The following is a 17,906-nucleotide window of genomic DNA, read 5'->3' on the forward strand; positions in this document are numbered from 1 at the left end:
GCATGTCTGAGGCATTATCTGCTGCTTTTTCCGGCTCGCCGTGGCCGCTTTATCTGCTGATCTATTTGATCAACGGTTGGGCGCTCTTGCGCCCTTCCGGGCCCATCTGGGATCGCTGCATTAGCACGCTTGGCTGGCCCATTGAAATGACCCAGCGCCTGTCGGGCGCAACCGGGCTTCCTTATCTATTCTTGCTGCCCAATATGATCATTTTTGGGCTGTTCACCTTTGCGCCCCTGTTCATCAACATGGGTTTTTCGGTGACCGAAGGGCAATCAATTCTGTTTTCTGATCGCGAATGGGCGGGGTTAGACAACCTGCGCCGCCTGTTGTCGGAAACCCAAATCGACACCGGGGCTGCGAACCTCGAAGATGATAAATTTCTTAGCGCGGTCTATGACACGGCAACATTTGTGGTGTTCCAAGTGCCGATCATGATCGCGGTCGCGCTGACGTCGGCTTTGGCGTTGAACCGCAAAATCGTGGCGCGTGGGTTATGGCGCGCGGTATTCTTTTACCCGGTGATGCTATCGCCCGTAGTTGTTGGCTTTCTCTGGAGCCTGATCCTCAAACGCCAAGGCGTGCTTTCTGAAACACTGATGCGCTGGGGCTGGATTGACGCGCCGGTACAGTGGCTGACCGATCCGTCTTGGACGATGTTTTGGTCCGTGTTTGTCTACACGTGGGCGCATCTGGGGTTCTACATGTTGATCCTTTTGGCCGGGCTTCAGGCGATCCCACGCGATGTCTATGAGGCCGCCGAAATGGATGGCACCCCTGCATGGCGGCAGTTGACGCGGATCACGATCCCGCTTTTGGCCCCTACATTACTGGTGGTGACGGTGCTATCGCTGGTCAAAGCCTTCCAAGCATTTGAAGAGCTCTACGCGATGTCAGTGCGCTGGACGTCGCTTGTCGGCTATATTTTTGAAACCTCTGGCCTGCGCGGGCAGCCAACGGCCAATGGGCTGGGCATTGCGGCGATGGCGTCGCTATTGGTTGCGGTCGTGCTGATCATGTTGTCGCTGCTGCAAGTCTATCTTTCATCGAAATCGAGCAAAAAATGACAGCACTCGCAACATTTCTGACGCGCAAAGCGGGCGGTCGCCAGGCGAATTGGCTTGATTGGCTGACCTATGCCTATCTGTTCACTGGGTTCTTGGTCATTGTCATTCCGGTGATGTGGCTTGCGCTCAACTCGCTCAAATCCGCATCACAGCTTGAAAAGCAAGACCTATCACTGTTGCCTTCCAGCTTTGAAAGCGTGGCACGCGCCACAGTGTCCGGCCCTGACGGTAAAGAAATCTTTTTCATTCAGGACCTGCCTGATTGGGTGCTGGGATGGAATGATCTGTCGGACGCAGAACAAGCCAGCCATGACATCCCAGCGTTTCTTGCCGATTGGTCGGGCAATGAACTATACGCCGTGCGGTCGCAACTGGGCTATGTGCCAACATTGGTCCGTGAAATGGTCGCAGCGCAGGATTTGCCTGATTGGTTGCTGCGGTATCCGTCCATGTCAGCTGCTGCCAAACAAGATTTCGACCCCGCCGAAGTGATCGCGGCCCTTGCGCCTGAAGATCAGCGGCTATTGTCTGAATTTCTGGGCGTCGGCGGATACGAGCCTTCGCGGCTGACCCTACAAATTCTAGCGCGCGCACCAGACCCCGAAACAGGTGAAGAAACCCTATTTGGCATTTCAAATTTTAAGGCCACGCGCGCACTAACCCCTGCCCGCTATGTCGACAATCGCAGCGCTGACGTCGTGCGTCTGAACACCGCGGATATCACAATGCGCCGTCCGCTTGATCCGTCATGGAACAATTTCACCGACCCGCTGACCGGAAATGCCTTTGGTGTGAACGTAAACTTTGCGACGTGTTTCACTAACTCGGTCCTGGTGACGTTGATCGCGACGGTATTGACGCTCTTAATCAACTCTATGGCCGCATTTTCGTTGGCAAAGTATAAATTTCGCGGCCAAGTCGCGTTCTTTATCGTCATTCTGGCCACCTTGATGGTGCCGCCAACCATTACGCTGGTTGGTGTGTTCAAGGCGGTCAACGCGACCGGGTTATCAGGATCCATTTGGGGTGTGATCATTCCAGGCGCGGCAACGCCAACAGGGGTGTTCTTGCTGCGCCAATACATGCTGTCAATCCCAGATGAATTGATCGAAGCCGCGCGTATGGATGCGGCGTCGGAATGGAAAGTCTATTGGCGGATCGTGCTGCCACTTGCAATGCCTGCATTGGCCGCGCTTGGGATTTTGTCGATCATCTGGCGCTGGAACGATTTGATCCTGCCGTTGGTCGCGATTGCCACCACCAAAGAAGCCTACACCATCCAACTTTGCCTGCTTGAATTCCGCGGCGAACATCTGTCGCAAGAACATTACCGCCTTGCGATGACGATGGTCAGCCTTGTGCCATCGACGCTCGTCTTCGTGTTTTTGCAGAAATACATCACCACCGGTATTGCCAATACAGGACTGAAATAATGACCAAACTTGTCCTTAATAACGTCAAGAAATCCTATGGTGATGTTGATGTCATCCATGGGATCGACATGGAAATTCAATCCGGCGAATTCTGCGTTTTCGTTGGACCGTCTGGTTGCGGAAAATCGACCCTATTACGGGTAATTTCAGGCCTAGAAGACATTAGCGCGGGTGACATTGAAATCGACGAAACCGTGGTCAACCAAGTACCCGCGGCCCAGCGCGGGCTGGCGATGGTGTTCCAGTCTTATGCGCTTTATCCGCATATGTCGGTGCGCAAAAATCTCAGCTTTGGATTGGAAAATCTTAAGACCTCAAAAGCTGAGATTGAGAAGCGCGTGACCGAAGCCGCCCGGATGCTGCAGATTGACCCTTACCTTGATCGCCGTCCCGGCCAGCTATCTGGCGGGCAACGTCAGCGTGTTGCCATTGGCCGTGCGGTCGTGCGCGAACCCAAGGTTTTTTTGTTTGACGAGCCGCTGTCCAACCTTGATGCCGAATTGCGCGTAAGCATGCGACGCGAAATTGGTGCGTTGCATCGGCGGCTTGGCAACACAATGATTTACGTCACCCATGATCAAGTCGAAGCCATGACAATGGCCGACAAGATCGCGGTCCTGCGGGCCGGCAAGGTTGAACAATTTGGTACCCCCTTGGACCTGTTCAACCATCCCAAGAACCGCTTTGTTGCAGGGTTTATTGGATCTCCCGCGATGAATTTCTTGCAAGGCAAGGTCGGTCCGCAGGGCATTATTTTGGATGATAAAACGGAGATTGCAGTTGATCCGGCACGGTTACACGGGCCCGAAGGCACGCCCGTTGAACTGGGTGTCCGACCACGCGACTTGATCATCGATCCGACTGGACCGATCAATTTGTCGATTTTGGAAGTAGAGCAACTGGGTGCTGAAAGTTACCTGTTCGCAGAGCTTTCAACAGGAGAATCTATCGTGGTGCACCAACCCGGCCAAACGGATGTCAAAATCGGCGACGGGCTCCGCGCTGCAGTAAATTCCGATGCATTATTCGTCTTTGATAAGGCCAGCGGGCAAGCATGGTACTAAACGCTAGGGCCGTTTTTCCCGGCCTCTTATTCGCAGCGATGGTCGCAATGGCCGCGCAATTCTTGTCAGAACACTACGGCGCCCCGGTCATGTTGATGGCCATCCTGCTAGGCATTCCGTTTCAATTTCTATCAACCGAAGAACGCACTTCGGTCGGGATCGCCTTTGCGTCACGCCGCGTATTGCGGATCGGGGTGGCTTTGTTGGGGGTGCGCGTCAGCGTTGATATGGTCGCAGAGATCGGTTTTGCCAATGTGGCGCTCGTTGCATCTGGGGTGGCGTTGACCATTCTCTTGGGGTTAGTGCTTGCCCCGCTCTTTGGCCGTAGCCGTTCCTTTGGCTTCTTGGTCGGCGGTTCAGTCGCAATTTGCGGCGCGTCAGCAGCAATGGCGATCGCGTCCTTGTTGCCCAAAGGCGAAAATACAGAACGCGATGTGACCTTTACTGTGGTATCGGTCACGCTCGCCTCAACTGTGGCGATGATCGCTTATCCGATATTGATCAGCGCCATGGGCATGGATAGCCAATCAGCGGGGGTTTTCTTGGGTGGGACCATCCATGACGTCGCGCAGGTTGTCGGCGCCGGGTATTCCGTGTCGGAAGAAACGGGCGACATTTCTACTTTGGTCAAACTGTTCCGGGTCGGTATGCTGGCGCCTGTGGTTTTCATTGGCGCGTTATTCCTGCGTCAATCCGGTCAAGGTGCAGAAGGCGTGCCGCTTGTCCCGGGCTTTGTAATTGGGTTTTTGGCACTTGCGGCGATGAACTCCTTTGGGTGGCTTCCTGACTTCGCTATCCAAACTGCCGATACGGTGTCACGCGCATGTCTTGTCACCGCTGTCGCGGCCGTCGGGATGAAGACATCGTTCGAAGACTTGCGTTCCGTGGGCAGATCAGCGCCATTGATGATCTTAATCTTGACGGTCGCGCTCGCAGGTTATGTTTTAATTGGGCAGCATACCCTGCTTTGATTTCAGCCCGAAAGATGGGCTTCAATACAGGGTTTACGTTTTTATGATGCCGGGGCAAAGCGGCACCAAAATGATCACCCCTAACCGACTGAGGTGATCAAAGATCATCTGACATGACGCTGCAAGCCATTCGACAAAGAGGGCATTAGTACGTTTTTTGCAGCGAATGGCAGGCTTGAGCCCAAATTGACAAGGTTTCTGCAATGCAGCTAATGTCTGCTATCAAGGTTAGTGCAAAAATTTGACAACCACCTGAGCTTTTAACAGGGTTTATCCATGAATTCTAAAACACTTACTTCTTCGGCATTACTGTGCTTTGCCTTGGTTTGCGCCTCATCTGCCAAGGCAGACGAACCCACAATAGATGAAAGTTGCGAACTTCTTATCCAGTTTCTACCTAATGATATCCAAGATATTCCAATAAACCAATGTGAAAGCCCAACAGAATCTCAAACAGTGGTTACGGCCGCGTTAACAGTTCCCGCAAACCGTGTGTTAGATGTTCAAAGAATCCTGATTTCGTCCTACGGGATGGAGCCTTTGCAGTTCGTTTGTTGTGGTTACGAAACGTCCCCCGTTACAGTTGCACTTCCGGCAGGCCATCCACTTAGACAAAATACCCCAAGAGGAGTATATCGCGACATTTTACTATCGTTCTCCGCGCCCGGAATTTCAGATAATAACAAAGGCAACGAGTTCTTGGACGTGGGGCAAGCTGATGCCATATTGCGACTTCGACTTGTGGACTACTAGGTCTGCATCTCCCAGAAGCAGCCATTGGCGCAACCGCAGCGAATTCACGCTTTGTCCGCATAGCAGACTTCGACCACTGCTGTTTGAAGGTCATTTTGGGTGTCGGTTGCATATAGTTTGCCATGACGTAAGTTAGTGATCAAGGGTGTTGGGTTGGCTGGCTGCCTGCAGTCGGGCACACATTCGCCCCAAACACCCGAGGAACGACGATGACGCGACCGCTTTGCAATCCAAACAATTGCCATCAACATTGGCTGCTAGACACGGTACATCGCGGCTACTTGCAGATGGATGCACAGCGACAGTTCGACTTTTTTCGCCCAAGTTTGCGATCTTCCGGCGGGTTTTATGTGCTTGATCTGGACGGCGCGCCGTTGGACAGCACCGTACAAGAATTGCATACAACCGCACGCATGGTGCATTCCTTTGCGCTTGGGCAGATGGCAGGGTCCGCGGGTTGTGCCGCTGTGGTTGATCACGGTTTGAAATACCTCAATTGCCACCATCGCGACGCCGACTATGGCGGCTATGTCTGGGCGTTAGATGGCGATGACATCCATGATGGGCGTAAGCTGGCTTATGGGCATGTGTTTGTTTTGCTGGCCGCATCTTCCGCGCATATGGCGGGGCATCCGGAGGCGATGGCCATAATTGATGATGTAACAAAGGTGCTTGAAACGAAATTCTGGCAAGACGATTTCGGCTTGTTCGCAGACGAATGGAACCGCGATTGGACCCCGTTTTCGACCTATCGTGGCATGAACGCCAATATGCACGGAGTTGAAGCCTTGTTGACCGCATATGAGGCGACGGGTCGTACCGCTTATTTGGACAAAGCAGGCCGCATTTTGGATTTCTTTGTCGGGCAAATTGCCCCGGCGAACAAATGGCGACTGGCCGAGCATTACACCAAAGATTGGCAGATCGATTGGGCCTATTCTGAGAACCCGATGTTCCGCCCAGCCGGCACCACGCCGGGGCATTCGTTTGAATTGGCGCGCCTGTCTTTGCAATACTGGGATCTGCGCGGACGGCCAGAGGGAGGCGCGGTGAATGCAGCGCGTAACCTCATGCAAGCTGCACTTGATGATGCATGGGACCCTGAACGCGGCGGGTTGATCTACACGCTAAACCACGACGGAACCCCTGCGATCAAAGACCGGTATTGGTGGCCCGTTACCGAAGCCATTGGCGTTTTGGCAGCCTTGATCAAGCTGGACCCGACCACGGCAGATGAAGACTGGTATCGCAAGCTATGGCAATTCGCGGATAACCATTTCGTCGATCACGCGCGTGGCGGTTGGTATCCTGAAATTGATAGCGCAGGCGTGCCGACGGATGCGCAGTTCAAAGGGAAGCCTGATATTTATCACGCTGTGCAAGCATCTCTATTTGCATTGGCACCAGGTATTTCGAACATGGCAAAGCCGCGGGCCTAAACAAAAGCGGCGCCCCACAAATTGTAGCGCCCCGCTTTGTTGTCTATTTTGCAAAGACCGCAGGCAACCAAAGCGACACCGCAGGAATAAACGTCACCAAAACCAAAGCACCCAAAAGCGCCAGATAGAACGGCCAGATAGACTTCAGGGCCGACTCGATTTTAATTTTACCAACAGCGCAACCGACGAACAAACATGTCCCTACGGGTGGGGTACACAGGCCAAGGCCAAGGTTCACCAACATCATAATACCGAACTGTGCCGGATCCATTCCGAGTCCTACAGCTATGGGCAAAAAGATCGGCGTGCAAATGAGAATCAATGCCGCCATGTCCATGATCATCCCTAACATCAGCAAGATCAGGTTAATCATTAGCAGAATGATGATCGGATTGTCCGAAATCGTGATCAGCGCTGAGCTGAGCAACTCGGGCACCGAATAGATTGCGAGCAGATACGCAAAGGATTTGGCGAATGCGATCAAGACCATGACCATGGACGTCGTGCGCACCGTTCCGACAACGGACCGTTTAAACGAATCCAAGCTGAGGCTTTTGTAATAGAACTTGGTCAGCAACAACGCATAAATCGCGCCAAATGCACCGGATTCGGTCACAGTGAACCATCCCGACAGTGTACCACCAACGATGATCACCGCCGTAAAAAACCCAGGGATTGCGTCAAACGCGGTACTGCGGACGGTATTCCAGCCAGGAAAGGGATCAGCAGGATAGTTGTGCTTGATCGACAAAATGTAGGCCGCGATGGCGATGCATATGCACATCATAACGCCTGGAATGACGCCTGCTAGGAACATCTTGGACACAGTCACGCCGCTGCCAGCTGCCACGACATAAATGATCATGTTGTGGCTTGGCGGAATCACGATCCCTGCGATGGACGATGTCACGGTGACGTTAACGGCAAAATCTGGCCGGTAACCGCGTTCTTTCATCACTGGCACAAGGATTGAACCCAGAGCAGAAATATCGGCAACGGCAGACCCAGAAATGCCACCAAATAACATGCTTGAGAAGATGTTGACCATGGCGAGGCCGCCTTTGAAATGCCCTACCAGCGCCTGCGCCAATTTGACAAGGCGTGTCGCAATGCCGCCGTGCAGCATCAACTCCCCCGCAAAGACAAAGAACGGGATCGCCAGCAATGACTTGGCTGTGATGCCAGCAGTCGCCTGTTGGAACGTCGTCAAAAGACCGAAGCTATCGTACCACATTGCGGACGCAGCAGCGATACCCATTGCAAAGGCGACAGGCAGACCAATAACGACACCGGCGCCAAAAACGCCTAACAAAATGAGCAGGCCCATACTATAAGTTCTCCGTTTCGATCGGGTCGTTTGAGAATGGCTCTTCGGGCAACCATGTGGAAAATGTCAGGATGCGCGATATGGCGCGCATGCCCGCAAATATAAAGATCAGCCCGCCGAATATGCAGATAGCCGCTGACCGGATGCTTTCGGGAACGTCAAGCATCGGGATGAGTGAGTCCCAACCAAAGGCGACCCAACGCCAACTGGACACCATCATAACGAGCCCAAAGGCGGCAACGATCAAATCAATACTCACAATGAGTACTTTTTGAATCATTACAGGCATCATGTCGCGAAAAACTGTCACGCCGAGGTGGGTGTTATTTCTGACGCCGGCTGCGGCGCCAAGAAAGACGATATAGCAGATCAGAACAAAAGAGAGTTGTTCAACCCAGGTCGGGGAATCGTTAAGTACCTTTCGGCCAAACGCCAACCAGAAGTACGTCACGATCAGGATGACCAATGAGATTGAGGCGATAAAAATGCAGAGCTTTTCGACGGCTCCAAGCACCTTTTCGATCCAGTTAAGAACCGCTCTACGGCTAGACATACTCGCCTCGTGTGTTGTTTTGATGGGGAATTAGGAAGGGCGGCTCGCGTGAATATCGCAAGCCGCCCAAAGATGTGCCGCGCTTATTCAGCGTTGCGGATCAGGTTTACCAGATCAGTCAGGTCAGGGTTTTCTGCTAGGAAGCCTTCGTATACTGGCGCCATTGCGTCTTGGAATGGGCCTTTGTCAGCAATCGTGTTGACGACTGTTCCGCCAGCTTGAACGATTTCCATAGAAGCCGCCTCACGTGCTTGCCACAGTTCACGCTGCAAGATTGCAGAGTTGTGACCAGCTTCTTTCAGGATTTCCTGCTGCTCAGCAGACAGACCATCGAAAGTGATCTTGGACATGCACAGGCACTCAGGAATGATCAGGTGCTCTGTAAGCGAGTAGTAAGAAGCAACTTCAAAGTGACTTGTTGATTCATATGATGGCGGATTGTTTTCCGCACCGTCAACAACGCCAGTCTGGATCGACTGATACACTTCGGCGAATGCCATTGGTGTTGCGTTGCCGTCCATTGATTCAACCATCTGAACGAACAAATTGTTGTTCATAACGCGAATTTTCAGACCTTCTACGTCTGCAGGCGTGTTGATTGGACGGACAGAGTTATAGAAAGACCGTGCGCCAGCATCGTACCAGCCCAGTGGTTCGACACCACGGGCGCGCATGCCTTCAGAGATGGCTTCGCCAACTTCACCGTCCATCATTTCATACATCGCTGGGATGGATGGGAAGATGAATGGCAGTGAAACAACGTTTGCTTCTGGAACAGACGTGCCGAACGGGCCGAGGCTGAATTCACCGAAGTCGATGACGCCAAGACGCAGCTGTTCGATCGCATCAGGCTGGCTGCCCAAAACGCCGTTGTGGAATGTTTTTGCGGTCAATTCACCGCCGGTGCGTTCTGCAACTTCGGCAGCGAATGATTCCATCGCGATAGAAACCGGATAGTCTTCGACGTGGATGTTCCAGCCGCGCAGCTCTTCGGCTGAGGCCCCAGTCGCTGCAAGTGCAAGGCAGCTGCCAAGAACGGCACTGCGAAGTGTGAATGATGTCGTCATGTGATCCTCCCAGATACAAATATGGTTTGCGCCCCCCACCGGCACGGAAAAGAATCCGTCCGATTGCGCCAACAGGTATACTAGTATGCTCTTAGCGAAGCGGTGTCAAACAAACCGTTGCAAAAACCCGATTTGCGCAGCAAAATCCTTGTTAAGCAGTGCCGCGCGCGGGGCGATCATTCACTTTGGTAAAGATCATACCGTCAAGAAGTTCTGCTAAATCCGGACGCGCAGAAGGGCCATTCGAGATTGCAACAATCACAAGGCTACCGTCTGGACGAATCACAAAGATGCCCGGTTCAGCAAAGCGGCGATCTGTTTCGCCGCTCGACAACGGGTCAGACATATAGACGCCAAGCTGCGTCATATGGGCTTCTGATAGGTCATATCCGATATCAAATTCCCAGCCAAATTCGGCCTGATCAGCCGCAGCTTTTTCAAGGGGATCCGCAGATACAACCGCGATATCAAACCCTGCATCGGCCCACGCGCCGCGCATGTCGTTCAAAGTGTTCAGATACTTTTTGCAGCGCCCGCAATGCTTACCGCGATACACAACAAACAAGGTCCAGTTCTCACGCGGGCCACCGACTGTCAGCGTGCCGCCACCGAGTTTAGAAAATGACATTGACGTAAGAATGCTACCCGCGATTGGTTTTGGTGTTGGCATCTGATCTACTCCCCTTTTTTCTGATCACATAGCGGAGCCTAGCGGGTCAAGCTCTGGGATACCAGTTCACAAATTCAGTCAAAATTCACATTCTCGTTTAGGGCTCGAAATAATCGGGCTTATCTTTAAAAATCGCATCGATTGTCGCATCAAGCCGCGCCAGGTGAATGCGCCCGATTGCGACAGCCCCTTCGGCATCAGCTGCGGATACGCGCTCAGCGATTTTTGTATGATCGTCAAGCAGCTCTGGCATCCGATCCTCTTTTGATAGGCTCAGCATACACAGGCGATCAACGTTCGCTTTTTCGGCTGAGATAAGCTCAAACGCAAAGTCGACCTTGGCCGTTTTGCACAGAATGTTATGGAAGGCATAATCAAGCTTGCCAAATTTTTCGTAGCTTCCGGCCTCAACCGCTAGCGCCTGTTGCGCAAGATTCGCGTCAAGCGCAGTCTTCGTGGCAGCTGTGGCATTTTGAGCAGCACGGCGCATGACCTCAGATTCAACGCTCATGCGGACAAACCGCGATTTCGCGATTTCGCGGCGCGAGAAACGCTTCACCTCGGTTGCTTTTTGCGGCTGGATTAGCAACAGCCCCAAATTCGCCAATCGGCTGAACGCATCGCGCACTGGCTGGCGCGATACGCCAAATTGGGCCGCAATTTCCGCTTCGGAAATTTTGTCTCCGGGCAACATCTCAAGATTGTTGATCGCACCATAAAGCGTTTCAAAGACGACATCGACGCTCGTCTTGCGTTCTTTGGTGCGGGCTGTTGCTGTCATCGTCTTGTCCTCCGGTTCGGAAAGGGAATAACTTGAGTTTCAACAATTGGCCAGAGTTTCGCTGGTCGGCACATGGAAAGCTGAGGCATTTTCCCCGCCATCACATTAGCTAGCGCAAATATCGCGCATTATAGGTATCCGCCCCGCGCAACCGTTACTGTTGCTAGCCCCAAAACTCCCTCCCAAGAATTTGTGTAGTGGCTGCGCATCACAACCGCCCACGCAGCGATACTAGTATGTCACCGTCTCAAAAGCGAGCCTTCTATTTTTACTTGCAGAATTGGAATCGAAAGCGACATTTGTTTGTTACAGAAGTTTCATATCTGGGGCTACGAATTCAATTGACCTGCGACTAATTACTCCAATATTCATGAAATATGGAATCATTACTTACAGATCGCCTTTCTACCCTTAGCCACCCGCAACGCATGGCGGTCTTTCGGTTGCTCATGCGTCGGTGTCCAGATGCTTTGCCTGCGGGTGAAATCGCATCGGTGCTTAACCTCAAACCGAGCACGGCATCGGTCTATCTTTCGGCCTTGACCAAAACCCAACTGATCACGCAGCAGCGCAAAGGAACGCAACTGCTTTATTCCGTCAATCTGGCAACGGCCCGCGATGTTGTTGCTGGCCTTTTCCTCGATTGTTGTCGCGGACGGGCAGATCTTTGCCCGCCATCTTACTCAGATCTTTTAAATGGGCTTCCTCAAATGACTGACAAAAAATTCAATGTGTTGTTCGTATGTACGGGCAACTCAGCGCGATCCATCTTTGCCGAAACAATTTTGCGGGATATGGCTGGCGATCGGTTTACGGCCTATTCGGCTGGCACGATGCACCGGTCTGAACTGAACCCGCTTGCGGTGGAAATGCTTCAGGCGAAAGGCCACGACATTTCGTCGCTTCGGTCTAAAAATGTAAACGAATTCCAGCAAAACGACGCGCCAAAGATGGATTTTGTTTTCACCGTCTGCGACCAGGCTGCCAACGAAGAATGCCCAACATGGCCCGGTCAACCAATATCAGGGCATTGGGGTATGCCCGACCCGGTAAAGGCCGAAGGCACCGAAGCCGAGAAACGGCTGGTGTTCCATCAGACCTATGGCGCGCTGCATAATCGGTTGCAGTCTTTCACAGCATTGTCACTAAACCTGTTGGATCGTGCCGCATTGCAAAAACAAGTCGATGACATCGGCAAACTTGAACAAGAATAGGACGATCAAAATGGTGACTTACGCGTTGAACGGATTGGGCCGCATGGGCAAGCTGGCCTTGCGCCCATTGATTGAAAGCGGTGCCGAGATTGCATTTATTAACGACGCGCTAGGCGATCCGACGATGCACGCGCATTTGTTGGAATTCGATTCCGTTCACGGGCGGTGGCCAGCCACATTCGCCGCTGATGACAGTGCGATCACGATTGATGGCATACGTATTCCGGTCACAAACACGCGCGACTTGGCAAGCCTGCCACTTGGTGGGGTGGATGTGGTGATTGATTGCACCGGCGCGTTCAAGACTGAGGCCAAGCTTGCCCCCTATTTCGCTGCTGGCGTTCAAAAGGTTGTTGTATCTGCACCCGTCAAAGACGGGCCAACGGCCAACATCGTTTACGGGGTGAATGACGACATTTATGACCCTGAAACTCACAGCATCGTTACCGCAGCCAGTTGCACAACGAACTGCCTTGCCCCTGTGGTGAAAGTACTGTTGGAAAATATCGGGATCAAGCACGGGTCAATCACCACAATCCACGATGTGACCAACACCCAAACCATTATCGACCGTCCAGCCAAAGACATGCGGCGTGCGCGATCGGCCTTGACCAACTTGATCCCAACTACCACAGGGTCAGCGACAGCAATCACACTGATTTACCCAGAGTTGGCCGGCAAATTAAACGGCCACGCTGTACGTGTGCCCCTGTTGAATGCATCTATTACGGACTGTGTGTTTGAAATGGCGCGTGAAACCACAGCAGAAGAGGTGAATGCTTTGTTCAAAGCTGCCGCTGAAGGCCCGTTGCAAGGAATTTTGGGCTATGAAACGCGACCTTTAGTGTCATCAGATTACACTAACGATCCGCGCAGCAGCATCATTGATGCGCCATCCACAATGGTGGTGAATGGCACGCAACTGAAAATCTATGCTTGGTATGACAATGAATATGGTTACGCGAACCGACTGATTGATGTGGCGCTGATGGTCGGTAGCAAGCTGTGACACGCCCCACCGGATTTGCCGCCTATATGGTTGTGACTGCCGCCTATTGGGCGTTCATGCTGACAGATGGCGCGTTGCGGATGTTGGTGCTTTTGCATTTTCATACGCTTGGATTTTCGCCCGTGCAGCTGGCCTATTTGTTCGTGCTGTATGAAATCGCGGGTGTTGTGACCAACCTCTCTGCGGGATGGATCGCGGCACGGTTTGGGCTGACGGCAACGCTTTATGCGGGTCTAACACTGCAGGTTTTGGCACTTTTGGCGCTCGCGCAGCTGAACCCGGCTTGGGGGATCACCGCGTCTGTTGTGTTCGTTATGTTGGTCCAAGGGTTGTCTGGGGTCGCCAAAGACCTTGCCAAGATGAGCTCAAAAAGTGCCGTGAAAATCTTGGCGCCTAGCGAAGGCGCGGGGCTGTTTCGCTGGGTCGCTGTGCTGACCGGGTCCAAGAACGCGGTGAAAGGTGCCGGGTTTTTGCTGGGTGCCGCAGTGCTGGGGCTATTTGGCTTTGTGCCATCTGTACTGGTCATGGCGGCGATTTTATTTGTGATCTTGATCGGCGCTGTGATCGGGATGCCCACAGGCCTACCCGTCGGGCGAAAAGATGCGAAATTCACCGAAGTTTGGTCCAAAAATCGCAATATCAACTGGCTGAGCGTCGCGCGGATGTTCTTATTCGGCGCGCGCGATGTCTGGTTTGTCGTTGGCATTCCGATTTATTTCTATGCTGTTTTATCTGACGGCAGCCATGACGGGAACCGCAATGCCTTCTTTATGATCGGCACATTTATGGCAGTTTGGACGATCCTTTACGGGCTTGTCCAAGGGGGCGCACCTCGCATTTTGCGCGCGGCAACAAGGTCTGAGACTGAAATGCTGGCTCAGGCAAAGCGCTGGGTGGCGATGTTAATCGTGGTCCCCGCGCTATTGGCGGCTTTGGTTTGGATCACGCCGACGCCTTCCACTCCGCTCACAGCGACAATCATTGTCGGGTTGTTGATATTTGGTGCGATCTTTGCGGTGAATTCATCGCTACATTCCTATCTAATCCTGAATTTCACCGATGCAAAACGAGTCACGATGGACGTCGGATTTTACTATATGGCGAATGCTGTCGGGCGGTTGATCGGAACGGTTTTGTCAGGGCTGACCTATCAAGTCGGCGGATTGCCATTGTGTCTTGGCGCTGCCGCCGCAATGATTGGGCTAAGTTGGCTTGGAGTCGCACAGTTGCGACCCACCCAAACCCATGAGGCGCAGACATGAATATTTTTGAAAAATACCTGTCGATCTGGATTGGCTTGGCGATGGTCGGTGGGATTATTCTGGGCAATATCGCGCCGGGGTTGGTTAGCGGGGTCGCGGCGGCGGAATTTGCCAGCGTGAACCTTGTCGTTGCAGTGCTGATTTGGGCGATGGTCTATCCGATGATGGTCGGGGTTGATCCAAAATCGCTACGCGACGTCGCCAAACAACCACGCGGGCTATTCATCACCCTCGTGGTCAATTGGCTGATCAAACCGTTCACGATGGCCTTGTTAGCGGTGTTGTTTTTCAAATATATCTTTGCACCTTGGATCCCCGAAGAAGACGCGACGCAATATATTGCGGGGCTGATTTTGCTCGGGGCGGCCCCCTGCACCGCGATGGTTTTTGTCTGGTCGCAGCTCACCAAAGGCGATGAAACATATACGTTGCTGCAAGTATCCGTGAACGACCTGATCATGGTGATCGCCTTTGCGCCGATTGTTGCGTTCTTGCTGGGGGTCACTGATATCACCGTGCCTTGGTCGACGCTGGTCTTATCGGTTGTGCTGTTTATCGCGCTGCCGCTTGTCGCAGGCCTGATCACACGCGCAAAATTAAAATCTGAAACGGCAATCGCGGTGTTTCAAACCAAAGTAAAACCCTATTCCATCGTCGGCTTGATCGTGACGGTGATGATCCTTTTCGGGCTGCAAGGGCAGGTGATTGTCACTAAGCCGCTGATCATCGTGCTGATCGCAGTGCCGATTATTCTGCAAAGCTACGGCATTTTTGCAATCGCTTATGCCGCTGCTTTCGCGATGAAAGTCCCGCACCGTATCGCAGCCCCTTGCGCGTTGATCGGCACTTCAAACTTCTTTGAGCTCGCGGTTGCGGTCGCAATCAGCCTGTTTGGGCTGCATTCCGGGGCGGCGTTAGCCACGGTTGTGGGCGTGCTTGTCGAGGTGCCTGTCATGCTGACACTTGTTGCATTCGCAAACCGCACCCGATCACGGTTCGCAGCCTGATTCAAATAAAAATGCCATTATTCGTGACGATCTTAGGCCACGTCTATCTACGAAAATCCAGACTCGTGTTCATTACTTTAGCGTGATTCTATCGGCATTTCTTGAAAAAAATACCCCGAATACCCTCACCCTAGGTGTGCATTCATTTTCTAAATCTAAATTGCCGCTGGCCCTTGTCGTAGTTAAATTTCTGACGCAGATTATGCTTAATTGATTGTAATACAAAAGAAAAATTACGTATCGCATCAAAGTTAATCGTCAAGGTGTATATACCTAAGGTTGCAAAGATTTATGTTGAGCGATTGGATTAACTGATATACTAGTATGACATTCATACCTTGGGAGGGGGATTGAAATGTCTGCGCAAATCGCCAATCCACCTGTGGGTATGCCAAGCGCAGCGCGCTTGCAGGATTTGCTTGATGGGGTGGCACTTGATGCAGCCAAACCGCTTGCGTCACAGATCTATGAATTGCTGCGCAGCTTTATCATTTCGATGAAACTCACGCCCGGCTGCGCCCTTTCCGAAAAAGAGATCGGTGCGCTGCTGAACGCAAGTAAAACGCCCGTACGCGAAGCCATCATTCGGCTGGAAGGCACGGGGCTGGTCAATATTGTTCCGCAAAGCGGAACCTATGTCGCACCGCTAAATGTTGAAGGCTATATTTCGGCATGCTTCACCCGCCTGCACTTGGAAATCGGCGCAGTCCGCGCGGCCGCTAAATCAAAAGGACGGCACGCATTCGTTTCGGTTTTTGAAGACCTTTTGGCCCAGCAGCAATCAGCCTGGGACAAGGACGATTTTGAAGCGTTCTTTCATCTTGATGAAGCATTGCACAAAGAATTCTTTCGCGCAGCAGAGGTTCCTGACGTTTGGGAAACCATGCGCCGCACGCAAACAGACGTGTACCGCGTGCGCCACTTGCGGCGCATTCGAAATATTCGCAACGGTGCGAAGGTCATCGCGGACCACAAGGCAATTATTGGCGCAATTCTGGACGGCGATGCGGATGGCGCGCAGGCCGCGCTCATTGGGCATATCGGGTCGCTTGAGGAAAAAATTAAATCCTTGGCTGATCAGCCAGAGTTGATGCGCACCATCGAAATTCTAAACACAACGCGCCCACGTTCGCGGCGCAAAAAAACGAACCTGTCGGGCTCCGAACAGGTCACGGAGGAAACATGTCAGGCGTCGTACTAGAAAAAATCGTCAAAAAATATGGCGCATTTGAAGTTGTCCACGGGATCGATTTGGAAATCGCGTCGCAAGAATTTGTTGTGTTGGTGGGGCCTTCGGGCTGCGGGAAGTCCACGACATTACGGATGATTGCTGGGCTAGAGGAAATCTCTGGCGGCACATTAAAAATTGGTGATCGCGTGATGAACCGTGTGGCCCCCAAAGACCGTGATGTAGCGATGGTGTTCCAAAACTACGCGCTTTACCCGCATTTATCTGTGTCCGAAAACATCGCCTTTGGCTTGCGTATTCGGAAGGTAAAAAAGGAACAAATTGCTGAATCAGTGTCTGATGTTGCGGGCATTTTGGGATTGACAGATTACCTTGATCGGCGCCCGGCTGATTTATCGGGTGGGCAACGCCAACGTGTTGCAATGGGACGTGCGATTGTGCGCCACCCCGAAGTCTTCTTGTTCGACGAACCGCTGTCCAACCTTGATGCCAAATTGCGCACGCAGATGCGCGCCGAAATCAAACGCCTTCACAAGCGTTTGGGCGTAACGAGTGTTTATGTTACCCATGATCAGGTCGAAGCCATGACATTGGCTGATCGGATTGTCGTCATGTGCGACGGTCGGATCGAACAAATCGGCACGCCGATGGATCTGTTTAACAACCCGATCAATACTTTTGTCGCGGGCTTTATCGGCTCTCCGCCAATGAACCAAATTGATGCAACACTGGCTTATGATGCCAACGGACCTTTGGCTGAAATCGATGGCGTCTCTGTCCGGCTACCAGACATTCCAGGGCTAGAGCACAGCGAAGGTCGCAAAATTGTCGTCGGCATGCGCCCCGAACACATGTCGATTGCCCCGATTGATGGCGGCTCAAAATTACCTGTGACTCTTGATCTGATCGAGACCCTAGGGTCCGAGGCGCTGTTACATACGATGGTGTCTGACAAACCCTTTGTCGCAAAGGCGGAAACCAACGGCAAAGCGATGGAGATTGAAGATGTCACCGCGCTCAGCATTGCGGCAAGCGATATCAAAGTCTTTGACGGCGAAACGGGCATGGCCTTTGGCCACCCGGGCGCAGCATAAGGCGGT

At 52.6% G+C, this 17,906-nt stretch carries 17 protein-coding genes; 12 read left to right on the forward strand and 5 right to left on the reverse strand.

Translation table 11 applies throughout. The features are described 5' to 3' along the window. Positions 1–2 precede the first annotated feature (2 nt). The 6 genes from DS901_RS17025 (at position 3) to DS901_RS17045 (ending at position 6,727) form a co-directional block, all read left to right on the forward strand. Positions 3–1,067 carry a carbohydrate ABC transporter permease gene (locus DS901_RS17025; protein ID WP_113778129.1) on the forward strand — a complete coding sequence of 355 codons (1,065 nt, stop codon included), beginning with the start codon at positions 3–5 and terminating at the stop codon, positions 1,065–1,067. Then, positions 1,064–2,500, forward strand: a complete 1,437-nt coding sequence (locus DS901_RS17030) for a carbohydrate ABC transporter permease (protein WP_113778130.1) — start codon at positions 1,064–1,066, stop codon at positions 2,498–2,500. Before DS901_RS17025 ends, DS901_RS17030 begins: the two co-directional genes overlap by 4 nt. Continuing rightward, positions 2,500–3,564, forward strand: a complete 1,065-nt coding sequence (locus DS901_RS17035) for an ABC transporter ATP-binding protein (protein ID WP_113778131.1) — start codon at positions 2,500–2,502, stop codon at positions 3,562–3,564. The genes DS901_RS17030 and DS901_RS17035 overlap by 1 nt, the downstream gene beginning before the upstream one ends. Then, positions 3,555–4,535, forward strand: a complete 981-nt coding sequence (locus DS901_RS17040; RefSeq protein ID WP_113778132.1) for a YeiH family protein — start codon at positions 3,555–3,557, stop codon at positions 4,533–4,535. The genes DS901_RS17035 and DS901_RS17040 overlap by 10 nt, the downstream gene beginning before the upstream one ends. A gap of 276 nt (positions 4,536–4,811) precedes the next feature. Continuing rightward, positions 4,812–5,288 carry a hypothetical protein gene (locus DS901_RS18605; protein WP_147249960.1) on the forward strand — a complete coding sequence of 159 codons (477 nt, stop codon included), beginning with the start codon at positions 4,812–4,814 and terminating at the stop codon, positions 5,286–5,288. 209 nt (positions 5,289–5,497) lie between these two features. Then, positions 5,498–6,727: an AGE family epimerase/isomerase gene (locus DS901_RS17045; protein WP_113778133.1), complete on the forward strand. Its 1,230-nt coding sequence runs from the start codon at positions 5,498–5,500 to the stop codon at positions 6,725–6,727. 43 nt (positions 6,728–6,770) lie between these two features. On the opposite strand, the gene DS901_RS17050 is transcribed toward DS901_RS17045, so the two are convergent. The 5 genes from DS901_RS17050 to DS901_RS17070 form a co-directional block, all read right to left on the reverse strand. Then, complete coding sequence (locus DS901_RS17050) at positions 6,771–8,054, reverse strand: TRAP transporter large permease (RefSeq protein WP_113778134.1); 1,284 nt, start codon at positions 8,052–8,054, stop codon at positions 6,771–6,773. Between the two features lies 1 nt (position 8,055). Then, positions 8,056–8,568 carry a TRAP transporter small permease gene (locus DS901_RS17055; protein ID WP_258546778.1) on the reverse strand — a complete coding sequence of 171 codons (513 nt, stop codon included), beginning with the start codon at positions 8,566–8,568 and terminating at the stop codon, positions 8,056–8,058. Positions 8,569–8,690: 122 nt separating this feature from the next. Beyond that, the gene (locus tag DS901_RS17060) at positions 8,691–9,674 is read right to left on the reverse strand and encodes a TRAP transporter substrate-binding protein (protein WP_113778136.1); all 984 of its coding nucleotides are present in this window, start codon (positions 9,672–9,674) and stop codon (positions 8,691–8,693) included. Positions 9,675–9,825: 151 nt separating this feature from the next. Next, positions 9,826–10,344 (reverse strand): peroxiredoxin family protein, encoded by a 519-nt coding sequence (locus tag DS901_RS17065; protein WP_113778137.1) that lies wholly within the window; start codon positions 10,342–10,344, stop codon positions 9,826–9,828. Positions 10,345–10,441: 97 nt separating this feature from the next. Beyond that, positions 10,442–11,125, reverse strand: a complete 684-nt coding sequence (locus DS901_RS17070) for a GntR family transcriptional regulator (protein WP_113778138.1) — start codon at positions 11,123–11,125, stop codon at positions 10,442–10,444. A 377-nt stretch (positions 11,126–11,502) separates the two neighbouring features. Here DS901_RS17070 and DS901_RS17075 point away from each other — a divergent pair, with 377 nt between their 5' ends. From DS901_RS17075 to DS901_RS17100, 6 genes are all read left to right on the forward strand, one after another. Further along, a complete protein-coding gene (locus tag DS901_RS17075) occupies positions 11,503–12,339 on the forward strand; it encodes an arsenate reductase/protein-tyrosine-phosphatase family protein (RefSeq protein WP_113778139.1) in 837 nt (278 codons plus the stop codon). A gap of 10 nt (positions 12,340–12,349) precedes the next feature. Next, positions 12,350–13,348 carry an ArsJ-associated glyceraldehyde-3-phosphate dehydrogenase gene (locus tag DS901_RS17080; protein ID WP_113778140.1) on the forward strand — a complete coding sequence of 333 codons (999 nt, stop codon included), beginning with the start codon at positions 12,350–12,352 and terminating at the stop codon, positions 13,346–13,348. Next, positions 13,345–14,610: an organoarsenical effux MFS transporter ArsJ gene (arsJ, locus tag DS901_RS17085; RefSeq protein ID WP_113778141.1), complete on the forward strand. Its 1,266-nt coding sequence runs from the start codon at positions 13,345–13,347 to the stop codon at positions 14,608–14,610. The genes DS901_RS17080 and arsJ overlap by 4 nt, the downstream gene beginning before the upstream one ends. Further along, positions 14,607–15,617 carry an ACR3 family arsenite efflux transporter gene (gene arsB / locus DS901_RS17090; protein ID WP_113778142.1) on the forward strand — a complete coding sequence of 337 codons (1,011 nt, stop codon included), beginning with the start codon at positions 14,607–14,609 and terminating at the stop codon, positions 15,615–15,617. Before arsJ ends, arsB begins: the two co-directional genes overlap by 4 nt. A gap of 355 nt (positions 15,618–15,972) precedes the next feature. Continuing rightward, positions 15,973–16,818 carry a GntR family transcriptional regulator gene (locus tag DS901_RS17095; protein ID WP_113778143.1) on the forward strand — a complete coding sequence of 282 codons (846 nt, stop codon included), beginning with the start codon at positions 15,973–15,975 and terminating at the stop codon, positions 16,816–16,818. Beyond that, positions 16,800–17,900 carry an ABC transporter ATP-binding protein gene (locus DS901_RS17100; protein WP_113778144.1) on the forward strand — a complete coding sequence of 367 codons (1,101 nt, stop codon included), beginning with the start codon at positions 16,800–16,802 and terminating at the stop codon, positions 17,898–17,900. The genes DS901_RS17095 and DS901_RS17100 overlap by 19 nt, the downstream gene beginning before the upstream one ends. Positions 17,901–17,906 lie beyond the last annotated feature (6 nt).

The organism is Loktanella sp. D2R18, from assembly GCF_003318235.1.
Taxonomy (GTDB): Bacteria; Pseudomonadota; Alphaproteobacteria; order Rhodobacterales; family Rhodobacteraceae; genus Yoonia.